Annotated in this window: 15 protein-coding genes; 7 read left to right on the forward strand and 8 right to left on the reverse strand. The window is 35.6% G+C overall.

The features are described 5' to 3' along the window. The first annotated feature begins 379 nt into the window (after window positions 1-379). Both AC1RRN_RS03275 and AC1RRN_RS03280 read left to right on the forward strand, forming a co-directional pair. Window positions 380-2380 carry a heavy metal translocating P-type ATPase gene (locus AC1RRN_RS03275; protein ID WP_492965928.1) on the forward strand — a complete coding sequence of 667 codons (2001 nt, stop codon included), beginning with the start codon at window positions 380-382 and terminating at the stop codon, window positions 2378-2380. A gap of 153 nt (window positions 2381-2533) precedes the next feature. Next, window positions 2534-3607, forward strand: a complete 1074-nt coding sequence (locus AC1RRN_RS03280; protein ID WP_492965929.1) for a BamA/TamA family outer membrane protein — start codon at window positions 2534-2536, stop codon at window positions 3605-3607. Window positions 3608-3644: 37 nt separating this feature from the next. Here AC1RRN_RS03280 and AC1RRN_RS03285 read toward each other — a convergent pair whose 3' ends face one another. The 6 genes from AC1RRN_RS03285 to AC1RRN_RS03310 all read right to left on the reverse strand — a co-directional run bounded on the left by AC1RRN_RS03285 (window position 3645) and on the right by AC1RRN_RS03310 (window position 12078). After that, window positions 3645-5102 carry a sulfatase family protein gene (locus AC1RRN_RS03285; protein ID WP_492965930.1) on the reverse strand — a complete coding sequence of 486 codons (1458 nt, stop codon included), beginning with the start codon at window positions 5100-5102 and terminating at the stop codon, window positions 3645-3647. 85 nt (window positions 5103-5187) lie between these two features. Then, a complete protein-coding gene (locus AC1RRN_RS03290; protein ID WP_492965931.1) occupies window positions 5188-5622 on the reverse strand; it encodes a DUF1810 domain-containing protein in 435 nt (144 codons plus the stop codon). A gap of 197 nt (window positions 5623-5819) precedes the next feature. Continuing rightward, the gene (locus AC1RRN_RS03295; protein ID WP_492965932.1) at window positions 5820-6566 is read right to left on the reverse strand and encodes a succinate dehydrogenase/fumarate reductase iron-sulfur subunit; all 747 of its coding nucleotides are present in this window, start codon (window positions 6564-6566) and stop codon (window positions 5820-5822) included. 143 nt (window positions 6567-6709) lie between these two features. Next, entirely contained in the window at window positions 6710-8620 is a 1911-nt protein-coding gene (locus AC1RRN_RS03300) for a fumarate reductase/succinate dehydrogenase flavoprotein subunit (RefSeq protein ID WP_492965933.1), read from the reverse strand. 107 nt (window positions 8621-8727) lie between these two features. Beyond that, on the reverse strand, window positions 8728-11646 hold the full coding sequence (locus AC1RRN_RS03305) for a PQQ-dependent sugar dehydrogenase (protein WP_492965934.1): 2919 nt from the start codon (window positions 11644-11646) through the stop codon (window positions 8728-8730). A 60-nt stretch (window positions 11647-11706) separates the two neighbouring features. After that, window positions 11707-12078, reverse strand: coding sequence for a winged helix-turn-helix transcriptional regulator (locus AC1RRN_RS03310; protein WP_492965935.1), 372 nt, complete (start codon window positions 12076-12078; stop codon window positions 11707-11709). 108 nt (window positions 12079-12186) lie between these two features. On the opposite strand from AC1RRN_RS03310, the gene AC1RRN_RS03315 reads away from it, so the two are divergent. Beyond that, a complete protein-coding gene (locus tag AC1RRN_RS03315) occupies window positions 12187-12798 on the forward strand; it encodes an FMN-dependent NADH-azoreductase (RefSeq protein ID WP_492965936.1) in 612 nt (203 codons plus the stop codon). Between the two features lie 104 nt (window positions 12799-12902). Here the strand turns inward: AC1RRN_RS03315 and AC1RRN_RS03320 are convergent, their stop codons facing one another. Together AC1RRN_RS03320 and AC1RRN_RS03325 are read right to left on the reverse strand one after the other, a co-directional pair. Then, a complete protein-coding gene (locus AC1RRN_RS03320; RefSeq protein ID WP_492965937.1) occupies window positions 12903-14183 on the reverse strand; it encodes an acetyl-CoA C-acetyltransferase in 1281 nt (426 codons plus the stop codon). A gap of 295 nt (window positions 14184-14478) precedes the next feature. Next, window positions 14479-18429 carry a hybrid sensor histidine kinase/response regulator transcription factor gene (locus AC1RRN_RS03325; RefSeq protein ID WP_492965938.1) on the reverse strand — a complete coding sequence of 1317 codons (3951 nt, stop codon included), beginning with the start codon at window positions 18427-18429 and terminating at the stop codon, window positions 14479-14481. 390 nt (window positions 18430-18819) lie between these two features. Here AC1RRN_RS03325 and AC1RRN_RS03330 point away from each other — a divergent pair, with 390 nt between their 5' ends. The 4 genes from AC1RRN_RS03330 to AC1RRN_RS03345 all read left to right on the forward strand — a co-directional run bounded on the left by AC1RRN_RS03330 (window position 18820) and on the right by AC1RRN_RS03345 (window position 25738). Then, window positions 18820-21837 (forward strand): SusC/RagA family TonB-linked outer membrane protein, encoded by a 3018-nt coding sequence (locus AC1RRN_RS03330; RefSeq protein ID WP_492965939.1) that lies wholly within the window; start codon window positions 18820-18822, stop codon window positions 21835-21837. Window positions 21838-21853: 16 nt separating this feature from the next. Further along, on the forward strand, window positions 21854-23380 hold the full coding sequence (locus AC1RRN_RS03335) for a RagB/SusD family nutrient uptake outer membrane protein (protein ID WP_492965940.1): 1527 nt from the start codon (window positions 21854-21856) through the stop codon (window positions 23378-23380). 81 nt (window positions 23381-23461) lie between these two features. Beyond that, window positions 23462-24589 carry a cellulase family glycosylhydrolase gene (locus AC1RRN_RS03340; RefSeq protein WP_492965941.1) on the forward strand — a complete coding sequence of 376 codons (1128 nt, stop codon included), beginning with the start codon at window positions 23462-23464 and terminating at the stop codon, window positions 24587-24589. Between the two features lie 126 nt (window positions 24590-24715). Further along, entirely contained in the window at window positions 24716-25738 is a 1023-nt protein-coding gene (locus AC1RRN_RS03345) for a glycoside hydrolase family 43 protein (protein WP_492965942.1), read from the forward strand. Window positions 25739-25899 lie beyond the last annotated feature (161 nt).

Below are 25899 nucleotides of genomic sequence, written 5' to 3' on the forward strand. Positions count from 1 at the left end.
TAATAATAATAATAATAATAATAATAATAATAATAATAATAATAATAATAATAATAATAATAATAATAATAATAATAATACTGCGATCTTGATACCTTCCGGAATTGTAAAGTTTCTTTTAAATTGCCTCCAGCTTTAGCTGGAGATAATAAAAGAAATGGAAATAGGCTTTAGCCAAAAAAATGCGAGAGTTTTGGCTAAAGCCCTTCAACTTAAACTTATATAACCTCCAGCTAAAGCTGGAGGCAATTCAAAAAAAATTTGTGTCATAGTGCCTTTGTGGCAATAAACTTTACTACAAAATGATTAAATTTAGAAGATAATTTTAAACAAAGTTTCAGGAACTTAAAATCCGAAACTTTAAACCTGAAACTCTAAAATGATACATCAAGATAAAGAATTAAAAAGTATAAAAAATAAACCTAAAACTTCCTGTTGCTGTTCGCATGATGAGCCTGTACATTCCGAACATGATGGACATGACCACGACGGACACGACCATGAACATAATGCTGACGGCAGTTTGTTTCAAATGTTTCTTCCTGCGATAATTTCTTTTATTTTATTGCTTATCGGAATTGGGTTTGATAATTATTTTCCGCAAAGTTGGTTTTCCGGTTATGTTAGAATTGGCTGGTATATTGTAGCTTATTTGCCTGTTGGACTTCCGGTTTTGAAAGAAGCTTATGAAAGTATTACCAAAGGCGATGTATTTTCAGAATTTTTATTGATGTGTATTGCCACAATTGGTGCTTTTGCTATTGGAGAATATCCTGAAGGAGTTGCCGTAATGTTGTTTTATACTATTGGAGAAAATTTTCAGGGTTTAGCGGTAAGCAGAGCAAAATCAAATATTAAAAGTTTATTGGATCAGCGCCCGGATGAAGTCACCATTTTAGACGACAATCAGGCTATAAAAGTAAAAGCATTTGATGTTAAAATTGGATCTGTTATTCAGCTTAAGGCGGGAGAAAAATTAGGTTTAGATGGAGAGTTATTGTCGGATAACGCTTCTTTTAATACGGCAGCTCTTACCGGCGAAAGCAAACCAGCAACGAAAGTAAAAGGCGAAACCGTTTTGGCTGGAATGATCAACGGAAATACCATTGCACAGGTAAAAGTTACCACAGATTATAAAGACAGTAAATTGTCCAGAATTCTTGAAATGGTTCAGAATGCTACGGCCAAAAAAGCGCCGGCCGAATTGTTTATTCGAAAATTTGCTAAAATCTATACGCCAATTGTAGTGTATCTTGCGATTGCGATTTGCTTGTTGCCAATGCTTTTTGTCGATAATTACGTTTTTAGTGATTGGCTTTACAGAGCTTTGGTTTTCCTGGTAATTTCGTGTCCATGCGCTTTGGTAATTAGTATTCCGCTAGGTTATTTTGGTGGAATTGGCGCTGCAAGCAAAAATGGAATTCTCTTTAAAGGAAGTAATTTTCTAGACAGTATTTCGACAATCCAAAATGTGGTGATGGATAAAACCGGAACTATGACAGAGGGTGTTTTTAAAGTGCAGGAAGTTATAATTTTAGATGATTTTGATAGAGAAGAAATCCTGAAACTGGTCAATGCTTTAGAAAGTAAGAGTACACATCCTGTGGCGACGGCAATTCATAATCATGTTGGTCAAATCGATTCCTCCGTTGAATTGAAAAACGTAGAAGAAATTTCCGGTCACGGATTAAAAGCGGAGATTAACGGAAAAGAACTTCACGTTGGGAATTTCAAATTGATGGATAAGTTTGGGATTAATTATGATTTGGATCCCAATTCAGTGGTTTATACCACGATTGCAATTGCATATGACAAAAAGTTTGCAGGCTATTTAACTATTGCCGATGAAATTAAGGAAGATGCTCAGGAAACCGTTAAAAAACTAAAAGCATTAGGCGTTAAAGTCACAATGCTGAGCGGTGATAAAACCAATGTTGTACAATTCGTAGCGGATAAACTCGGAATTGCGAATGCTTTTGGAGATTTATTACCAGAAGATAAAGTCAATAAATTAAACGAAATTAAAGCCAAAAATGAAACCGTAGCTTTTGTTGGCGACGGTGTAAATGATGCGCCGGTTATTGCTTTAAGTACAGTGGGAATTGCAATGGGCGGTTTAGGAAGCGACGCCACAATTGAAACGGCTGATATTGTTATTCAGGATGATAAGCCAAGTAAAATTCCGATGGCAATTAACATCGGGAAACAAACTAAAAAGATTGTCTGGCAAAATATTACATTGGCTTTTGTCGTAAAAGCTTTTGTGCTGATTTTAGGCGCCGGCGGACTAGCCACAATGTGGGAAGCGGTTTTTGCTGATGTTGGCGTGGCGTTATTGGCGATATTAAATGCAGTTAGAATTCAGAAGATGAGGTTTTAAATAATCGTCGCAAATTTTGGCGCATTATTATTTTTTATGTCATAAAAGGATAAAGCTGGTTTCATTTTATAAGATGGAACATTAGATATGTAAAATTAAATCATTGTTTCTGATTGAAGCACTAGTTTTGTTTTTTACATAAAATCCAAATTTATGACGAAAGCTTTCATCTTTTTTGTGTCACTGTTTTTATGCAATTCCTTGGCGTGGACACAGACAAAACCTATTGACAGTATCACAGTAAAACCAAATACGAAGAATATTGATTTTAACGTGATGCCTTATGTCAGCTACAACCGAACGCTGGATTTTATGTTTGGAGCGATTCCAATGATGATGTATAAGCTGAATAAAGCTGATACTATTTCTCCCAAATCATTATCCGGAATATCCGCAATCTACACTACCAATAAATCTTATTTTATTTCTTCATTCAATAAATGGTATTTTGATGAAGACAGATGGCGAATACAAGCTTTTTTAATGACAGGTAATAAAAATGCCCAATTTTATGTAGACGATCTTAACGTATCAGATTTTTATGATTACGGAACCAAAATGACTATAGTAAACTTTAGTGTGCAACGAAAAATAATAAAAGGTTTGTATGCTGGTTTAGGGTATTCTTATTCCCATTATGATACAAATTATCAGGACGATATTCAGCCATCATCTGTTATGCATACAAATGGTTTACAATTAGTAACATTGTATGATACCCGGGATGCTGTTTATTATCCAACAAAAGGGGATAAAATACGATTGCGATGGCTTACATATCCAACATGGTTTGGAAATGATGTCAGTGCAAACAAAATTTTCTCAGAATGCAATAAATATTTCCCAATGCGAAATGGAACCGATGTATTAGCTGCTCGTTTTGCAGGCAAATTTGGGTTAGGAAATATTGCCTTTGAACAGCAGGTCACGATTGGTGGCGAAGATATAAGAGGATATTCTGAAGGGAAATATCGCGGTGATGGACTTATAGATTTACAGGGAGAATACAGATACAACTTTGGTAAAAAAATGGGAGTTGTTGGTTTTGCAGGTATAGCCACAATTTACGGGTCTGACACCGAAAGCTTTAACTGGAAAATATATCCGGGAGCGGGCGTAGGTTATCGGTATAGAGCTTTTAAAAACGAAAAATTTAATGTTGGACTTGACGGAGCTGTCGGAAAAGGCGACTGGGGAATTTATTTCAGAATTGGAGAAGCTTTTTAAATAGCAAAGCTTCTCTGTAATACTATTTTTGTTTTTATTAATACAAAGCCGGTTTTCTGATATTTCTCCCCACTTTATTATTCAGGTCATCACCCAAATCTTCACGAGCTGTGTCTGCTATTTTTTGAATTTGTGCGACAATTTCAGGATATAATGCCTGAACATCGCGAACTTCTCCCGGATCATGGGCTAAATCGTAAAGTGCCATTGGAAATTCTGCGGAAGCGCCTTTACCACGCAAACCTCCTATACCTTGAAGTTCTTTATTGTAAGTTGTGCCTTTATGCGGGAAAACTAATTTCCAATGCTTGTATCGAATGGCTTCCAGATTATTGCTTCCAACTCCAAAATAATAATAAAAAGTATCTCTCGGTCCTTTTTCATTTTTTCCAGTAAGAAGTGGCAGAAAATTCAATCCGTCAATTTGATTTTTGGGTAATGAAGCTCCGGTAATGGCAGCAATTGTTGGTAATAAATCCATATTGGTCATCAGGGAACTGTTCACCATTCCGGCCTTAATTTTTCCTGGCCAGCGAATTAGAAACGGAACTCTGGTGCCACCTTCCCAGGTAGTTGATTTTCCTTCTCTGAAACCTCCCGAAGAACCGGCATTATCTCCAAAAACCAACCAGGGACCATTATCACTTGTAATAATTAAAACGGTATTTTTTGAAATTCCTTCCGTATCTAAAGTTTTCATTATTTCGCCAATAGACCAATCCAATTCCATAATTACATCACCAAAAAGGCCTAAATCGCTTTTGCCTTTAAATTTGTCTGAAACGGCCAAAGGCGCATGGGGCAATGGATGCGTGAGATATAAAAAGAAAGGATCTTTTTTGTTTTTCTTAATAAAACCAATTGCTTTTTCAGTAAAAAGTGTCGTTAAGTTAGAAGCTTCTTTGATGTTTTTAATAGTATCAATAACAGTTGTATTGCTAATTAAAGGAAGCGGAGGGAAGCTAGATCGCAAATCTTTAGGATCTGTAACTAAGGAATAACCATCATAATCAATGGGCCAGACATCATGCGAATATGGAATTCCTAAAAACTCGTCAAAACCATAATTTGTAGGCCAGTATGGTAATACATTACCTAAATGCCATTTTCCATAATTAGCTGTTTTATAACCTGCTTTTTTCAAAAGAGACGCTATGGTTTCTTCATTCGGATTAAGCGCGTGTTTCATTCCTGGAAGAAGCACGCCTGACATTCCAATTCGGTTTGGATAACATCCTGTTAATAATGCCGCTCTGGATGCCGTACAAATGGCTTGTCCGGCATTAAAATTCGTAAATCGCATACCTTCCTGCGCAATCTGATTAAAATGTGGCGTTGCAACACCTGTCATTCCGTACGGTTCCGTATCACCATAACCCATATCATCCATATTGATAATAACGATATTGGGTTTTGAGTTTGTAGTCTTGTTTTGTGCAAAAGTTGTTGAGCCAATCATTAAGAGAAATGATAGAAAGAACGTACTTATTTTCATAGTTTTTAGTTTTGAAATATCGAATAAATTGAAACAGATAATCAAAATCCCTGATAGGAATTTACATAACTATTCTGATTCAAAATTAAAGATTACTATACAACAACTGCAGTGTATGAAAATCAGACGATCCATCAAAATATTTATGCAAGGCTTCCTGAAAAATCGGTTCTGTATTTTGAATACTGGCAAATAAAGTCAGGCAGGATTGTAATTTTTCATCATCAGGATTTCCGAATATTTCTGTTGCTGTTTTTTCCTCTGTTTTGATTAATTCCTCTGTAATTTGAATCAAATGTTTCCCTAAAATTGGATGTTCCAGAAAAGCTATGGCTTCGTCTGCATTTTTAATTTCGTAGAATTTTGAAGTATCACATGATCCTAATCCTTTTATCTGAGGAAAAATAAACCACATCCACGGAGATTCTTTTTTGCCTTTTTTAATTTCAGAAAGAGCTGAAAGATATAATTTATTCTGCGCGTCTAAAAAACGCATTAATCCATTGTTGTTGTAAGCCATTATGTACTGATTTTGTTTGGGACAATCAGATCATAAAACTACTTAAAATTTGTTTAGTTGTCTATTTCCGTATGTTTTTTTATTGGTATTTTTTTAGAAATAGAGAATAGAAAAAAATGAAGGCTTTCTTTAGAATAAAATGCATGAAAAAATCCCAATTTTTGAGAATTTCAATTGACGTTTTTTATTTTGGTGGCTTATTTCTTAAGAATTATTGCTTTGCTATATTCATAATTCATTCTTGCGATAGAAAGAACTGAAATACTCTGCGGACATTCTATTTCACAAGCTCTCGTATCAGAACAATTTCCAAAACCTTCAGCATCCATTTGCTGAACCATTGTTAAAACCCTTTTTGAAGCTTCAATTTTTCCCTGAGGAAGCAAAGCCAAATGTGTAATTTTAGCTCCGACAAATAAAGCAGCGCTTGCATTTTTGCAGGTCGCAACACACGCTCCACAACCAATACAGGCAGCAGCGTCAAAAGATGCTTCTGCAGTTTCGTAAGATATCGGAATGCTGTTAGCTTCTGGTGCCTGGCCCGTTGAAGCTCCTATAAATCCACCAGCCGTAATAATTTTGTCAAAAGCACTTCTGTCGATTTTTAAATCTCTTAAAACAGGAAAAGCTTTGGCACGAAAAGGCTCAATATATATCGTATCACCGTCTTTAAAACTTCTCATATGAAGCTGGCAGGTTGTGGTATTTTTAAGTGGTCCGTGTGCTCTTCCGTCAATCATAACACCGCATTGTCCGCAAATTCCTTCTCTGCAATCATGATCAAATTCAATGACACGTTCTTTTTTATGAATCAGCGATTCGTTCAAAAGATCAAGCATTTCAAGGAAAGACATATGTTCTGAAACGTTGTCTATTTCATAATCTACCATTTCTCCTTTGGAAGAAGTATCAAATTGACGCCATATTTTTAGATATAGTTTCATGATTTTTATAGTTTATAGTTGGTGGTTGATGGTTGATAGTTAATGCGTTTATAATTTAAGTTTTAAATCATTGGCTTAAGTTTCATTTCACAACTCACAACCCAAGATTGACAACTCACAATTCACAATTCATAATTCATAACTTATTTATAGCTTCGAACGGCAAGTTCTACTGATTCAAATACAAGAGGTTCTTTATGTAGTTCCGGAGGTTGTTCCTTTCCTTTCCATTCCCAGGCAGAGACATAACAGAAATCGGCATCATTTCTAACGGCTTCTCCATCAGCTGTTTGATATTCCTCTCTAAAATGTGCGCCGCAGGATTCTTCACGTTGCAGGGCATCATGACACATTAACTCGGCTAATTCAATATAATCGGCAATTCGTCCGGCTTTTTCTAATTCGCTGTTGAGTTTGTCATCACCGGTAATTAATAAGTCTTTTTCAAAAGAAGCTTTCAATATTTTAATTTCTTCAAGTGCTTCTTCGAGTTTTTCCTTACTTCTCGAAAGACCACATTTTTCATATAATAATCGACCAATTTTTTTATGAAAATAATCGGTTGAAAGTGTTCCTTTGCTGCTTAAAAACCGATTTAATTGTGATTGTACTGTTTTTTCAGCTTCATCAAAAGCAGGATGAGAAGTATCAATTTTTGGAACGTTTAATTCTCCCGATAAATAATTGGGAATGGTGTATGGTGCAATAAAATAGCCGTCAACACAAGCCTGAAGTAAGGAGTTTGCTCCAAGACGATTTGCTCCGTGATCAGCAAAATTGGCTTCTCCTAAAGCAAATAATCCGGGAATCGTAGTCATCAATTCATAATCTACCCAAAGTCCGCCCATCGTAAAATGTGCAGATGGTGAAATAAGCATTGGTTCTTTGTAAGCATTAATTCCGGTAATTTTTTCATACATCGCAAAAAGATTGCTGTATTTGGCTTCAATTTTATCTTTCCCCTGCGCTTTAATAGCATCTGAAAAATCAAGATAAATAGCATTTTTCATTGGTCCAACACCATGTCCGGCATCAATTCTTTCTTTGGCAGCTCTGGAAGAAATATCTCTGGGAGCTAAATTTCCAAAAGATGGATATTTGCGTTCCAGGTAATAATCACGTTCTCCTTCCGGAATCGTATTGGGATTTCGATCGTCTGCTGCTGTTTTTGGAACCCAGATTCGGCCGTCATTTCGAAGTGATTCTGACATTAAAGTCAATTTAGACTGATTTTCTCCATGTTGAGGAAGTGAAGTAGGGTGGAATTGAATCCAGCTCACACCAGCCATAAAAGCACCTTTTTTATGCGCGCGCCATATTGCCGAACTGTTGCAGCCCATCGCCAATGTAGAAAGATAATATACTTTTCCGTAACCTCCGGAAGCCAAAACAACCGCATCTGCAGCATGGCGTTCAATGGCACCGGTTTCCAGATTTCTCGCAATTATTCCTTTTGCTTTTCCGTCAATTACGACTAATTCAAGCATCTCGTGACGCGTATTCAAATCTACTTTTCCCAGTGAAACCTGACGTAATAATGCCTGATAAGCGCCAAGTAAAAGCTGTTGACCCGTTTGTCCGCGGGCATAAAATGTTCTCGAAACCTGAACACCTCCAAAAGATCTGTTATTCAGATATCCGGCATATTCTCTGGCAAAGGGAACGCCTTGCGCGACGGCATGATCGATAAGATGTGCAGAACATTCTGCCAAACGGTAAACATTAGCTTCTCGGGATCTAAAATCGCCACCTTTTATGGTGTCATAAAACATTCGGAACGTACTGTCTCCGTCATTTTTGTAGTTTTTAGCGGCATTAACGCCACCTTGTGCAGCTACAGAATGTGCTCTTCTGGCAGAATCCTGAAAACAAAATGATTTGATATTGTAACCTTGTTCAGCCAGAGAAGCAGCACAGGAAGCTCCGGCAAGCCCTGTTCCAACTACTATAATATTTAGTTTTTTTCGATTTGCCGGATTTACAAGTTTTGCTTTTGCCTTGTAATTGTTCCATTTTTCTGCTAGTGGACCTTCAGGTATTTTTGAGTCAATCATTTTTATTGGATTTAAAATGAATTCATACAAAAGTTCTAAAAACTATTTCAGTTTTTTTGGGTACACTAATTTACTATAAAATATTGATTTTAAGAGTTATAAAGTAATTATTGTTTGCTGATTGGTATTGATTTGCTAGTTTCATTTGTTTTTATAAAATAAATACCACTGGCATGTTCAGAGATGGAAATCAAATTCCCGGAACCTTGTTTTATTTTTATTCCTAAAGGAGAAAACACAGTCCATTCCAGCTCTTTTGATAAATGAAATATTCCTGTTGACGGATTTGGAAATACGCTGATTTTGTTTAATTCTTCATTCGGAATTTCAACTCCAAGATGGCAGTCGTGAACCATATACGAAATATCTTTGGTATTACTTCCATTTGCATTAGTAACGGTCAGGGAAACTTCTTTTGTTCCTTCTGTAGAAAAAACTACCGAATGCGGGCCAATTCCGGTAGCTGTTGCAGGTTGTGCACCATCTCCAAAATTCCACAGATAACTATCTACTGTTCCTACTGAAACTGACGTAAAAGTAACAGCAGTGTTGATACATCCCATTTGAGGATTAACTTCAAAATCTGCGATTGGTGCTGCAGTATTTCCTGTCAATACAAATTCCATTTTATTTATATTGATGTCATTTTCTTCAAAATATAATGTAATCACATGTACTCCTTGCGTTAATGCTACAGCAGGTATAGCAACAGTCTGCCATGCCTGAAATCCGCCTGTATTTGGAATATTAACAGTTCCGGTTGCATTTACACCATCTACCTCAAGATGTAATTTTCTAGTATTATAAGGTGATGAAATTCTTAAATTAATAGTATAATTTCCGGTCGTATTTACTTTAGCAGTATATTTTAGCCATTCGTCTTTGGCCACATAAGCCAAATTGAAACCACCTTCATTGCAGGCTTCGGTTCCTACGCCGTCACCAGCTCTGTAAGCTGTATCTCCACCACCATTTTTATCCAGAAAAGCACTTGGACCTACATCGTAATTTTCAGCTTCAATTGTCCCTGGAATTTGAGCTATCGTACCCTGATACGGCGCATTAGGAAGAGTAGTGGGAGTATAAAACGCAGTATAAGTAATGGTTCCGGTTGCTTGTGCTTTAAAGGTCTGATTTGCCATTCCACCCTGACTCCAATGGTCAAAATCGTAACGGATATTACCAACATATTGCGGAGTAGGCGCATTTAAGGTCTGTAATGCAGCATTAGCCACCACTTGTTTGGTTGAAGGTGCGGTAACCGCTTTTTGATTGAATTCCAGATTAAGCAATGCTGGAGAGCTTGTTACAGTAACATCAACCAGATTAGGTTTGATATCAACAAAAGTCGAAGCTGTTAAACCATTACTATCTGTAACTTTCACTGTAAAGCGATACCAGACATTCGGCGTTTTTTCTCCTTGATTAGAAGCAGTAAAGTCTCCAATTTTAACACCCTGAGGACTTGCTCCCGGGTGCGAATGTCCAGCTCCCGGCACATCTTCGTGAAAAAGGTCAATACTCCATGAAAAAGCACTTGCCGGTAAAGTTCCATCTTCAATATCTGTGGCAGTTGCCTCAAAATGAACCACATCATCTGCATTCCATTTTAATGAAGGCAATGGAGAAATTAATGTAACTGTTGGGGGATTTGTAAATGGTGTTACTGTTAATGTGGCAGAATTGCTGGTTACACTTCCGGCTGTATTGGTAACAATAACCTTATAAGATCCTGCATTCGCAGTTGTAACGTTTGGAATAGTATAACTTGCTCCGGTTGCGCCATTTATATTTACATTATTAAACTGCCATTGATAGGTAAGTCCTGTACCACTTGCAGAAACAGTAAAAGTTACCGGAGAAGTTTCCATAATTGCTTGTGATATCGGATGATTAACAATCGTTGGAGCTGCAGTTTCAATATAGTCAAGCTTGATTAAGGAACCATTATTTCCGTAAGCGCAATAATAAATGTAGCCATCATTTCCTAGCATCATTCCTAATGCTTGTTGATGTGGTGCGGTGTAAAATTCGGTTGAGACCGGATCAATAATGGTAGGGTCAAAAGATCGGATAGCATTTCGCACGAAATCTTTAATGATAAATTTCCCCTGAAGATTTGGATAGCGAGAAACAGTCGGATTATAAAGTACACCGTTGGTTAAAGCATTTCCTATACTTCCGGTGGCGTAAGTAAATATTGGATTGGTAAATAAATTGATTTCGGTTTGTTTTCCATCACCTCCCTGTGGATGTCCCCAGGCGTAATTACGGATGGTCGGATTGCTAATTTCATTTATTTCTTCCCAGGAAGTTCCAACATCCAATACAAATAATTTATTGGCAGCGATATTCGGGACTAATCGCCATGGATTTCTAAACCCATAAACCCAGATGCTTTGTCTTTGTACAGAACCGCTTCCATAAAAAGGGTTTCCAGGTGCCGGTTGTCCGTCTTCGGTAAGTCGAAGAATTTTTCCTTTGTAAGTATCTAAGTCCTGAGAATTAGTGTTTTGCTGACTATCACCAACAGTAACATACAAAAAGCCATTAAAGAATTTTAAGTCACCACCATTATGAAATCCGCCACCGATAGGTTCTAATAGCAAAATTTCTTGTCTGCTGACAACTTGGTTGGCATTGTCTATTTTCACTCTTTCAATACGATGTCTGACAACCGTTCCTTCAAGGATCGAATAAAAGACATAAATATAACCGTTTGTAGCAAAATTGGGATGCAGAGTTAATCCAAGTAATCCTTGCTCGGCATCTGTCACGGTTGCGACTGTAAAAACTTGTGAAACGGTATTGTTTTGAAATACTTTTACAATACCACCTCTTTCTGCAATAAAGATTCTTCCGTCTGCTGATTGTTCTAACGAAAGTCCTTCTTTGATGACTGCTGTAGGAGCAAGGTTTTGTGTAATATATTGACAGTAAGCCTGCGACGCATTTATTAAAATGAATACATGCAGTAAAAAGAGTAATGGTCGCCTTATAAGCGCGGAATGTAGGTTTTTTTTCATAACTATTCAGAAAGATTAATAATTTGGGCAACCAAATTTAATCTTTTTCTTCCTAATTATTTAATTTCCAATGATTTCTTTCCTATGTAAGGTTCCCCAATCTTTCAAAGCCATAATAACATCCGTTAACGTATGGCTGTGTTCTGTTCTTGCATATTCAACAGTTGGTGGAAAAGTATCGTAAACAGTTCTGGTAACCAGTTTGTTTATTTCCAGATCTTTAAGCTCTTTAGAAAGCATTTTATCTGTAATTCCGTTTATATCCTTAGAAATTTCCTTGAATCGTTTTGGTCTGTTTGATAATGATATCAGAATAGGCAATTTCCATCTGCCGCTTAAAACTTCTAATGCGTCTCTCACAGGCAATAAAGCTGCAAGGCATTCTTCTGTTTGATGGCCTAATTCTTTTGTTGTTTCGCTATTTGTTTTCATAGTTATATGGTTACTATCCCCAATGATAGCGCTATCCTTTAGTATAGTACTATAAAAGAGATAGCAAATGTAGATAAGTTTGTATCGTAAAACAAAATAAATAGAATCATGAGTAAAAGAATTCTTAAAATAGTAACAAGCATCAAAGGAGATGCTTCGTTTAGTAATAAATTATCTAATGCAATTCTGGAAAAATTGAAAGCAGAACATAATGAAATTCAGGTACAAACGCTTGATCTTTCAAAAACACCTTTACCTTATTTGAGTGAATTGGGGATCAGCGCCTTTTATACTCCTGAGGAACTTCATACCGAAGCACAAAAAGAAGCTCTTAAGTATTCAGATGCAGCAATAAAAGATGTTTTAGAAGCCGATATTATTGTAATTGGTGTACCACTTTATAATTTTGGAATTCCGGCAGTACTAAAAGGCTGGATTGATCAGGTAGCAAGAGCAGGAAAGACTTTTAGTTATGATGAAAACGGACCAAAAGGATTATTAACAGACAAGAAAGTATTTTTATCTATTGCTTCGGGAGCCATATTTTCTGAAGGACCTTATAAAAGTTATGACTTTTCAGAATCATATTTGCGCACGGTATTAGGATTTTTAGGAATTACCGATGTCACTACTTTCCGTGTAGAAGGAACTGCGATTCCAGATTTTGCTGAGAATGCTTTGCCGAAGGCTTTGGCAAGTGTTGAAGAATTTGCTTTTTAAAAAAAATCAAAAAAAATCTGCTAAATCTGCGTGAAAAAAATACTCTCGCAGATTTAGCAGATTCAGCAGATTTTTATAATGAAACTCAAAAAATGGTTCAAATATTATTTCTCAATAATCATTGTAATTCCTTGTCCGCCAGCGGCACAAATCGAAATCAATCCTCTTCCGGAACCTTTTTCATTTAGTAGTTTTGCCATAACGCCAATTATTCTTCCACCTGTTGCGGCAAAAGGATGCGCGGCTGCTAGACTGCTTCCTTTTACATTCAGTTTTTCTCTGTCTATTGCTCCAAGTGGTTTTTTTAAGCCTATTTGTGCACTTAATTCTGGGCTTTCCCAAATTTTTAAGGTTGCTAAAACCTGTGCGGCAAAAGCTTCATGAATTTCATAATAATCGAAATCCTGTAAATTTAAGTTTGCTTTTTCCAACATTCTGCTTGCAGCAAACAAAGGTGCCAATAAAAGATTCTGTTGATTTTTGACATATTCAATAGCAGCAACTTCAGCAAAAGTAATATAAGCCAAAATGGGAAGTCCACGTTCTTTTGCCCATTCTTCACTCGCTAAAAGTACACAAGATGCGCCATCTGTAAGCGGTGTTGAATTTCCAGCGGTTAATGTTCCATTTATTTTATCAAAGGCTGGTTTTAATTTGGCTAATTTTTCAATCGAACTGTCTTTTCTAAGATTGTTGTCCTTATCCAATCCGTTGAAAGGCGTAATCATATCATCAAAAAAGCCTTCGTCATACGCTTTTGTCATATTCAAATGACTTTTAAGCGCCAGATTATCCTGATCTTCTCTCGATATTTTATAATGTTTTGCCGTAATTTCAGTATGCCCGCCCATCGAAAGTCCGGTTTGTGATTCTTCATTTCGCGGAACCAAAGGCGTTAAATCTGCCGGGCGAAGTTTTAAAAACGTTTTGATTTTTTCTCCCAATGACTTAGCTTGTCTTGCATTAAGCAGAATTTTTCTCAGTTTTTCACTTACCGCAATTGGCATATCGCTAATCGAATCAACTCCACCGGCAATTCCGGATTCAATTTGTCCGAGGGCAATTTTGTTGGCGATGTAAATAGCGCTTTCAATTCCCGTATCGCAGGCTTGTTGTAAATCGCAGGCAGGAGTTGCAGGATCGAGAGACGTTTTCATCACGCATTCCCGAATCAAATTGTTGTCATAAGTATGTTTGATAACGGCACCGCCAACTACTTCTCCTAATAATTGTCCTTTTAAATTGTATTTATCGATAAGTCCGTTTAAGGCTGCGGTCATCATTTCCTGATTTCCAACATTGGCGTAAGCGGTATTTGCCCTTGCGAAAGGAATTCGGTTATAACCTACAATGGCGACTTTTCTGATGCTATTACTATTATTCATCTTTAGAATTAGATTTGTTTTGAAGATTAAAGATAAGGAGATTTTTTTGCAAGATTATACAGATTAAGAATGATTTTTTTATTTAATCTGTGACTATATTTAAACACATAGAAACATAGATTTTTGTTTCTATTAAGATTACAAAAAAAGCACGCTTTCACACATAGCACTATGTGTATTGTAATAAGTGAAACGCCTTTATAGACAAAGAAAATCTATGTTTCTATGTGTTTAAAAACCATTTCAATCTCCAGTCAAGTAATTATCTCATTATCTAATTTTCTAATTAACACATTTACTTATTCATCGTAATATAATCAGAAGGCGACATCGAAAAATGCTTTTGAAAGTTTCTGCCGAAGCTTGTCTGCGATTTATAACCTACCATTTCTGCAATTTCATACATTTTGTAATTTTCGTTCAAAAGCAATTCTGCCGCTCGTTTTAAACGTACAATATTGATTAATTCATTCGGACTCAAATTCGAAATATCTTTAATTTTTCTATATAAAGTTGATCGGCTCATGTTCATGATTTCCGCCAAAGATTCGACACTTAAGTCCGGATCCGTAATGTTTTTTAAGATTTCGTCGTCCAGTTTTTTCAGGAATTTTTCATCTGTTTTATTGTGCGCGATACTTTTAATGTGCGAAAGCGGAGAACTTGCATAATAATTCATAATCTGCTTTCTGTTTTCAATTAAATTATTGGTTTGAACTTTTAAATAATCCATCGAAAAAGGTTTTGCGATATAGGCATCAGCACCAACTTCAAGACCATCAATTTGTGATTTCAGCGAGTTTTTGGCCGTCAATAAAATTACCGGAATATGACTCGTTTCCAGATTCGTTTTAATCTCTTTGCACATTTCAATTCCGTCCATAACCGGCATTGAAACATCGCTGATAACAAGCTGAATGTTTTCATTATGAATGATTTTAAGCGCATTTTCGCCATTATCAGCTTTTAAAATAGTGTAGGTTGAAGCTAATTCGGTAGTAATAAAATTCAGCAAATCTTCATTGTCTTCCACTACTAAAATTTGTGCTTTTTCATTTTTGCTTTCGGTTTCAATCTTTTCAATTTTTGTCTGAACCTGCTCTTTTTCAGAATCAGTATAAAACATAAATTCTTCTTTTTGATGTAAAGGAACAATCAGCTCAAAAACGTTTAGTTCCGAATCCGGAATCAACTGCAGATTTCCATTATGCAATTGCGTGAGTGAATGCGCCAAGGAAAGCCCTATTCCGGTTCCGGAAGTCGAATCCATATTATCAACTCTGAAAAACGGCTCAAAAATCTTATCTTTTAGTTGAAACGGAATCAAATTTCCATCATTTTTCACCACCAAAGTCAGTTTTTTATCATCTCTGAATAAAGATATAGAAACCTTGTCTTTAGAATATTTAATAGCATTGCTAATTAAATTACTAAGGATTTTTTTGAAAGCTTCTTTGTCAACAAAAGCAAAAATGTCTTTTTCGCCCAATTCGAGTTCAAAATCAATTCCTTTTTCTTCAATTAAAGGGCTAAATCTCAAATGTAAATTTCGGACCTGAGACGAAATATTGGCTTCCACGAAAGTGAGTTTTAATCCGCCAATTTCCGATTTTCTGAAGTCTAATAATTCATTCACCAATTTCAATAATCTCGAAGTGTTTTTCTTCATTATTGAAAGATTCTGAGGCACTTCCGGCGATTGATGTTCCATAACCAAAAGTTTCTCCAAAGGCCCTTTTATAAGCGTTAAAGGCGTTCTGATTTCGTGTGCTACGTTGGTAAAAAAGTCAATTTTAGCCTGATAGATTTCCTTTTCTTTTTCGTCGTTCAGATGCTTTATTTTGCGATTATTTTTAATCTGTGTCAGATTTTGAGAATAACGAATGATGTAATAAAACGAACCGCAAATCAAAAGAAAATAGAAAAAATAAGCATAAGAACTTGCCCAGAATGGAGGCAGAATTACAATTTTCAGTTTTACTTCCTTACTCCAAACGCCAAAACTGTTAAGCGATTTTACTTTAAATACATAATCTCCCGGCGCCAGTTCCGTAAAGAAAACTTTATTGTTTCTTTCCAAATAAACCCAGTCATTGTTTACGTTTTCGAGTTTATACCAATATTCTGTAAGTTCCGGAGCAGTATAATTTAAAGACGCAAATTCAAGATTGAATGACGATTGATCGTTATTAAGTTCGAGTTCGTCAAGATGTGAAATAGATTGTTTTATAGGAGAATCATTTTCGTTAACGCCAATGTCTTTATTATTGATTTGAAGATTGGTGATGAACATGGATGGCGTATATTTATTTTTGGTAAAATTCTTCGGATTGAAACTGATCATTCCGTTTAAATTACCAAAATACATATCCCCATTCGTATCTCTAAAAGCCGAGCTATAATTAAACTGATCGCTCAATAAACCATTAGCGGTTGTGTAGATTTTAATATTTTTATGATTCGGATTAAACTTCACCAGACCTTTAGAAGTTGTCAGCCATAAATTTCGGGCTTCATCTTCTAAAATAGAATAAACCACACTGCTCGGAAGGCCATTTTTAGTAGTGAATTTTTTAAAAGTTCTCGTTTTCTTATCAAATAAATTCAAACCATTTTCGGTAGCAAACCATAAGTTTTTGTGGCTGTCTTCAAAAATAGAATTGATAGAATTATTGCTGATGCCATCCGGATTTTTATAATCATAAATGAAAACCTCTTTTTTATGTGTTTTAGAATTGTAGAAAAACAAACCATCCCTGTAACTTCCTGCCCAATAATTACCATCGCTATCTTCTTTAAAAATAGTATAATGAGTAGTTTCGGGAAACATCTTCAGGATATCAAAATTGTTATTTTGTTCATTATAACGGTAAATTCCCATCGTGGTCACAACCATTAAATCTTTATTTTTTGTTTCGGCAAAAGAAAAAATAAAGTTACTTCTCAAACCTGTTGAAGGATCATTAGCACTATAATGTTTGATAACTGAGCCAGATTTTCGGTCTAAAACATCTAAACCGTGCTCAAAAGTTCCAACCCAAATTTTGTCTTTTCGAGGCAATAAACCGTGAATGTTATAATAAGAAACCCCACTTTTGCTTCCGTTAGGCAAATAAGATGTAAATTTTCCTGTTTTAGGATTAAAGCGATTTAAACCGGCATCTTCGGTACCAATCCAAAAATCACCGGCGTCATCTTTGTGAATTTCCCTAACTGCGCTTCCGCTGATAGCATTCTGGTTTTTCTGCGGAAAATATTTCTTGAATTGCGTGTATTGTTTCTGATGGTAATTGATTCCGCCAAAATAAGTGCCAATCCAGATTCCGTTTTCTTTATCAATAGTAATAGAGTAGGCCGCATTATCTGAAATCGCATACGGATCGTTATAATTTTTCTTGAGATTAACGCTCGTTTTTGTTTTAAGATTATAAACATTAACACCGGATTCGCTGGCAATCCAAAGTTCTTCGTTTCCTTTTTTTCTGAACTGACGTACAAAAACAGGTTCTTTGGTGGTGAATTTTAAATCAGAAGTAGTTTTGTTTTTGCAATTATAAAGCAATATACCATGATCCTGTGTTCCAATAAGAATGTTATCCTGATCTAAGGCATAAATGGTGGTGATCCTGAAATTAGTTTTATTGGAAGGCGGCGTTAAAACGATATTTTCAAAAGATAAACTTTCCTCAGAATAATGATAAATTTTGTTTAATGAAGAAGCCCAAATTTCACCTTTTGCATCCCTGGCGATAGACGTTGCAATAAAATATTTGTTAGGATTAAAAGTTTTGGTTTCTTTTTTGGATGGCGCGTATTTGTACAATATATTGCCTGAAATAAACCAGACATTTCCATTTTTATCATGATTAATATCGTTGATTCGGTCATTTATAGCTTCGTTCAAAACTGTAAACTGATCTGTTTTTTTATCATATTGATACAATCCTTTATCAGTTCCTACCCAAATAGTCCCCTGATAGGCGTGCAACGATTGTATATAATTGCTTCCCAGACTGTGAATTGGATCATTTTGACTTCTATACGTTTTAAAATGGTATCCGTCAAATCTGTTTAAACCATCTTTAGTTCCAAACCACATAAAACCATCTTCATCCTGAATAGAAGTAATTACAGTGTTGTTAGACAGCCCTTCTTCAACCTGAAAATGTTTAAAATAATATTCTTGTGCGTGAATAAAATTTGTCAAAAAAAATGAAAAAAATATAAAAAGAAAGAATTTACGCATTGTTATAATTTTTATTTAAAAAATGGGCTTCTGCAAATCGTCTCAATCTTATTCCAAATGTTGCAATAATTTTATTTTTAGTCAAAATTGATACAATTTGAATCATTTGAGAGAGATATTGACACAAATGAATCATTTTATTTTGAATTAAAATCATCTACTTTGAATTTTCAAATAAATCATATTGATAATTTTTAAGCAAAAAAAATACAGCATCAATAAAATAATGTTTAAAAAAATACATCATTAATAATTTAAAAGAACAATGAACCCATTCTTATTAAAGAACAATATTAATTATTTTTTTGTTCGAATACCGGATGACTAAAATTTTTAATAATGAAAAGTAAACCAACCAAAAAAAATGAAACTATCTAAAATGAAAAATCAATGAAAACAAAGTTCACTCAAATTTTAAAGCAGAGATATTACCTCTTGTTTTTCTTTAGTTTATTATTACAACAAACGTATGCACAGCAGCAAATTACCATTAGTGGTAAAGTTTTGGCAGCGACGGGAGAACCAGTTCCGTTTGCAAACGTTTTAATTAAAGGCACAGCAAATGGCGCTGTAACTGATTTTGACGGAGCCTATAAAATTACGGCAAACGGCAATCAAACATTAATTTTTAGTTCACAAGGCTACAAAACAACAGAAATTGCAATCAACAGCAGGACTTCTATAAATGTTACTTTAGAAGAAGACGCCATGAAACTCGATGAGATAGTGGTTGTAGGTTATGGCTCGCAACAGAAAAAAGATCTTACAGGTGCAGTTTCATTAGTAAAGCCCGATGAAATTCAGAAAAGACAAATTACAACAGTTGCTGACGGACTTCAAGGTTTAGTTACCGGAGTTAAAGTTCGTGGTGGCGGGCGCCCTGGACAGGAAGCCAATGTTGAAATTCGTGGTTTAAAGAATCTTCAAAACACAAATCCGCTTTATGTAATTGATGGTTTAGTAACATCTGCCAACAGAGATTTTAACCCAAATGACATTGAGAGCATTCAGGTTTTAAAAGATGCATCGGCAGCAGCAATTTACGGTTCAAGAGCAGCAAATGGTGTAATCATTATTACTACTAAAAAAGGTAAAAAAGGACCGCTTCAGGTAGAAGTTTCGGCAAAAACTAGCTTTCAGATTATGCCTCGTTATGATTTAATGGGTACAGAAGAGTTTGCAAAATACAATAACATGGCTTACGACAATGCCGGATTTACAAGACAAAATCTGAATATGGCTGTAAATACAGACTGGCAGGATGCTGTTTTTCAAACCGGAATGATGCAGGATTATAATGCTAGTTTTTCTGGCGGAAATGAAAATTCTACCTTCTTTATGTCTGGAAATTATTTTGGAAATGAAGGAACCGTTATCGGAACTGATTTCGACAGAATTTCATTCCGTGTAAATTCAAGCGGTACAAAAGGAATTTTTAGCATTGGAGAAAATTTGGCAATCAGTAATTTTAAAACAGATGAAATGTCTGGAAATCCAATTATTGATGTTTACAGAATGACACCGACAATTCCTCTTTATGATCCTTCTAACCCTGGAGGATATGGTTACGGAAAACAAGGTGTTGCCGATACTTTTGGTACAAACCCTTTAGCACTTGCTGATTTTTCTAACGTAATAAATCAAAATTTTAGAATTAGAGGGAATGTGTGGTCCGAATTAAAGTTTGTTCCCTGGTTAAAATACCGTTTTAATTTTGGATACGAAACTAGTTTTGATTCTTATAAATTCATGAGAAAAAAAGGAAACTGGACATTAAATCAACCAGAAGATCCGTCTCAGACAGATCAAAATAAAGGCAGATCAGAAACAATGTTATTTGAAAACACATTGACTTTCAAAAAGACCTTTGGAAAACATGATATATCTCTTTTAGTTGGTCAGACTTTTCAAAAAGATACTTATGATCAAATTTACGGAACAAAGAGAAACCTTCCATTAAACTCAGGAACAGGACAATACTATGAGGTTTTAAATCAAGGAGATTCGCCTGTTGTAGGAGGTTTTATTAATGAAGCTGCTCTGGCATCATACTTAGGAAGATTAGAGTACAATTATGATAACCGTTATTTATTTAACGCTGTTTTAAGACGTGACGGATCATCTAAATTTAGTGATGCAAACAAATGGGGAAATTTCCCTTCTGTTTCTGCAGGATGGAGAATAAGCAATGAATCTTTCTTTAAATCAGAATTTATCAAAGACTTGAAATTAAGAGCAAGTTATGGAGAATTGGGTTCGGGTAACATTGGAAATTACGAATACAAAAGCTTCGTCAATAATTTTGGACAAGTGGTATTAGGAAATTCACAAGGTTTATATCCTTCTGCAACACAGGTAAAATTATCGAACTCTGAATTGCGTTGGGAAAAACTAAAACAAACCAATTTTGGATTAGATCTTGGCGTTTTAAACAATGATTTACGTCTTACAGCAGATTATTTTATTGCCCGTACAGAAGATGTATTGTTTGGTTTTCCAATTTTATTAACAACAGGAAACGATGGTGGAAATCCAATTTCAAATGCCGCCACAGTTGAAAACAAAGGTTTTGAATTTGAATTGGCTTACAGTAAAAAAATCAATGAATTCTCGTTTAATGCTTCTGTCAACTTCACAAAAGTAAATAACAAACTGGTTTCATTGGGTAACGGTCAAAATGAAAGCATTATCGGAAATACCATGACTCGTAGCGGAAATCCGGTAGGAATGTGGTACGTATTAGAAACAGATGGATTATTCCAGTCTCAGCAGGAAATTCAAAACTACAAAACCGCAGATGGAAAAGTTATTATGCCAAATGCTGTTCCTGGAGATATCCGCTTTAAAGATAATAATGGAGACGGACAAATTACTAACGGAGATAAAGCTATTGTAGGAAGTCCGTGGCCAGAATTTGAAATGGGTTTAAACGCCGGAGCTGAATACAAAGGTTTTGATTTTTCTATGAACTGGATCGCTTCGCACGGAGCCACTGTTTATAATGGATTTAGAAGTGTTGTAGACCGTTTTGATGACAATAGTAATTACAGAACAGGCATTCAGCCCTGGACGCCGGAAAATCCGAATACCGATTTTCCTAGAATTACAAAAGGCTCAACTCTAAACTCAAGAGGAGACAGTGACCGTTTCTTAGAAAGCGGTGATTTTGTGAGACTTAAATACATAGGGTTTGGGTATAATTTACCAAGTAGTATTTTGAAAAAAGCAGGTATTTCGAGAGCAAGATTAACGTTGTCAGCACAAAATATTATTACCATTACTAAATACAAAGGTTTAGATCCTGAGTTTAGTAATACTGGCGATAATAGAATTTTTGAACGAGGTGTTGATAATGGTTCTTTCCCGAATCTTAAAACATATTCTTTTGGTGTTGAATTTAGCTTTTAATTAAAAAAATAGGATAATGAAAAAAATAATAATAACAACCGTAGTTTTTCTAGGTCTCTTTTTTGCATCATCTTGTGAAAATGAATTGGATCTGAATAGCCCAAATGATATAACAGTAGATCAATACTGGAAAACAGAAAGTGATGCACAAGCTGGTGTTAATTCTATTTACGCCATGTTTTATAAAGATGGATTGTGGGCAAGATGGATTTATTTCCGTTTAGACTTAACTTCTGATGAAGGTTATAGCGTAAGTCCGTGGACAGAATTAGCAGACTGGACAAGATTTAATTATATCAATTATAATTTTTGGGAAGGAAATGCCGTAACATGGAGAGATACTTACAAAGCCGTTTTTAGATGTAATCAGGTTTTAGCAAATGTTCCGAATATTACCTTCCAAAATGAAGACGATAAAAAGAAAATATTGGCACAGGCTAAATTTTTTAGAGCCCTGCATTATTATTATGCAGCAATTCTTTGGGAAAATATCCCATTGGTTTTAGAGCCATCTACGCCGGCAGATTTACCAAAACAAAATACACTCGCTGAAGTTTGGACGCAAATTGAAAAGGATTTAAATGAAGCTTATGCTGATTTGCCAGCTGCATGGCCAGGAGAGCAGACGGGAAGACCTGATAAAGGTGCCGCTCAGGCTTTTCTTGCAAAAGTATATATGCAACAACATAAATGGCCTCAGGCAAAAACAGCTCTTGAATATTTAATTTCTGGTTCTGGAGCAAAATACAGTTTAGTGCCAAACTACAGAGATAACTTTACAGATTTACGTGAAAATAATAGCGAATCTGTTTTTGAAATCCAGTTTGGTGATCAGAGAAAAGGAGGAACTGGAGAAGATCAAAATGCTGCTGTATCAAGTAACCGTAGTCAGTTTTTTGCACCAAGAGGAATTGGATGGTCAGACGGACAAGCTCGTTTTTGGTTGATCAATGCTTTTAAACAAGAAAAAAATAAAGACGGTAATCTTGATACGCGTTTAAGATGGACGTTATATTATCCGGATTTATTGGCTGATTTTGGAGATAAAACATACGGCAAAAACTGGGAATGGAACAATGATGAAGCGTGGTTTAGAAAAGGAAGCCGTGATTACTACAGAAATAATGAAGATTATTACAGCCAGGTAAATTACAGATTAATTCGCTACGCTGATATTTTACTACGTTATGCAGAAGTCCTGAATGAAACTGGAAATACAGCTCAGGCATATCAATATGTTGATATGGTCAGAGCACGTGTAAACATGAATACTTTAGCGGCTGCTCATCCTGAAATTGGTAATGATCATGATAAGTTTTTAGAAAGACTAAAAACGGAAAGAGTTTTAGAATTAGCCGGTGAAAGTGTTCGCTGGGAAGATCTAAAACGTTGGGGAGATTTAAATACTCAGGCTGCTGTTGATAAAATCTCACTTCGTGACCCTGATTTTAAAAACTTTAAAGTAGGTAAAAACGTAAGAATGCCAATTCCGCAAGTTGACGTGGATAATAATCCAAACTTAGATCAAAACCCTGAATATTAAACTGTTTATTAAGGGAATCAGAAATCAAATCTGATTCCCTTACTTAAAGAACGATTGTTCCTTACTTAAGAAAAATTTATAATGAGAAAGATAAAACTGTATCTAACATTAATGTTGGCTGGACTAGTATTGTTCAGTTGTGACAAAAAAAGAGAAATCTGGACAAAAGAGCAAGCAAATAATTGGTATGCCGAACAGCCTTGGTTAGTGGGAGCAAATTATTATCCGAGTACAGCCATCAATCAATTAGAAATGTGGCAGGCTGATAGTTTCGACCCAAAAAGGATTGATCAGGAATTAGGCTGGGCCGAAGGAATTGGCATGAATGTAATGCGTGTTTATCTGCACGATTTACTGCACAAACAAGATGCTGAAGGTCTTTACAAACGCATGGATACTTTTTTAGAAATTGCAGATAAACATCATATCAAAATACTATTTGTTTTGTTTGATTCGTGCTGGGATCCGTTTCCGGTTTTAGGAAAACAACGTGCTCCAAAACCGCATACGCATAACTCAGGATGGGTACAAAGTCCGGGACAAAAGGTTTTACAGGATGCAACTCAATATCCTCGTCTGGAAAAATATGTAAAAGAAACGGTTTCGAAATTTAAAGATGACAAACGTATTTTAGGTTGGGATGTCTGGAACGAACCCGATAATATGACAGGACCATCTTATGAAAAAGTGGAAATTAAAAATAAGGCCGATTTAATTTTACCGCTTCTAAAAAACGTTTTTGTTTGGGCAAGAGAAAGCAAGCCATCACAACCATTAACTTCTGGAGTTTGGGTTGGCGATTGGAGCGATGAAGCTAAAATGAAACCAATGCACAAATTGCAAATCGAACAATCTGATATTGTTTCTTTCCACAATTACAATACACCAGCTGATTTCGAAAAAGTTATCAAACAATTACAGCGTTACGGAAAACCTTTGTTATGTACCGAATACATGGCAAGACCAAACGGAAGTACGTTCGAAGGTTTTTTACCAATTGCCAGAAAATACAATGTTGGTATGATCAATTGGGGATTTGTTGACGGAAAAACACAAACAAAATACGCATGGGACAGCTGGACGAAAGAATACACCGCAGAACCAGAAGTTTGGTTTCATGAAGTATTTCATACAGACGGAACTCCATATATTAAAGCCGAAACTGATTTGATTAAAAAGATGACGTCTGAAGCGAATAGGGTTAATTAGATAATGTGTCAATTTGATAATGAGAAAATGAGAAAATGAGACAATTAGAAAATTAGTCAATTAATGCATTCTAAGAAATTATCTAATTATCAAATTGACTAATTGACACATTAAAAAAAACAGCTTATGAAAACAATAAAACAATTCCTTTTCTTAACAACAATTCTGATTGGATTTTCCGCGAAAGCGCAACAGCCAGACCCGCCGGGACAAGTTAAGGGAAATGAAAAACCTAAAAACGAAGCCTATCTTTTTGCGCACATGACGCACAACGATTACGGCAGATTGTACTATTCTGTGAGTTTGGATGGTTTGCATTGGGAAAATTTAAATAACGGAAAACGAGTTTTCGAAGAATATAAAGGGCATCCCGATATCTGCAAAGGTCCGGACGGAAAATATTATATCGCAGGAAATACCGGAGACGACGCAAAAAGCATTAATATTTGGGTTTCGGATGATTTAATTACCTGGAAAAAACATTCTGATTACACGCCGGATTTAAAAAGTACGCCCGATTATTCAAACGCTTTACAGCGAATTGGTGCGCCAAAATTGTATTACGATGCAGCTTCTGAAAAGTTCATTATGACCTGGCATACGCCACATTTGGAAGGAACGAAAGAAGATGGTGAACGTTATTGGGCAAGTCAGAGAACGTTGTATGTTTTGTCTAAAGATTTAAAAACTTTCGAAGGAACTCCAAAGCGTTTATTCGATTGGGATATGGGAACGATTGATGTTTTCATTCGTAAAGTGGGCGATTCCTACTATGCCGTGCTTAAAGATGAAACCTACCCAACTTTATATTGGACAACAGGAAAAACGGTGCGAATTGCAAAATCAAAATCGCTTTTAGGACCTTATTCTTTGCCCCAGCAATCTATCAGTCCCAACTTTAGGGAAGCTCCAATGTTGGTTCCTTCTCCGGATGATAAAATATGGTACATGTATTACGAACAATATCCGGGAGTTTCTTACGGATTATCAATCGCAGACAACCTAAACGGACCTTGGTTTCAGGCTTCGGGTTATACTTTTTATTCGGATTGGGATAAATACAGTTTGCCTGAAAAAGTACGTCACGGCTGCATGATAACCATCTCAAGAAATGAATACGACAGTTTAGTGAAGAAATTTGGAAAATAATGGTGAATTGTAAATTGTTAATGGTGAATTATTTGTGAATTTCATTTTGAAGCCTTTTAAAGTTTTGTATAATTTACAATTTACAATTCACAATTATAAAGAATTGGTTAGTTAAGTTTAGTTTGGGAATTACCAGACTGCCCTGATTTGCAGTCTGGTAA

The organism is Flavobacterium sp. GW821-FHT11G01, from assembly GCF_058808175.1.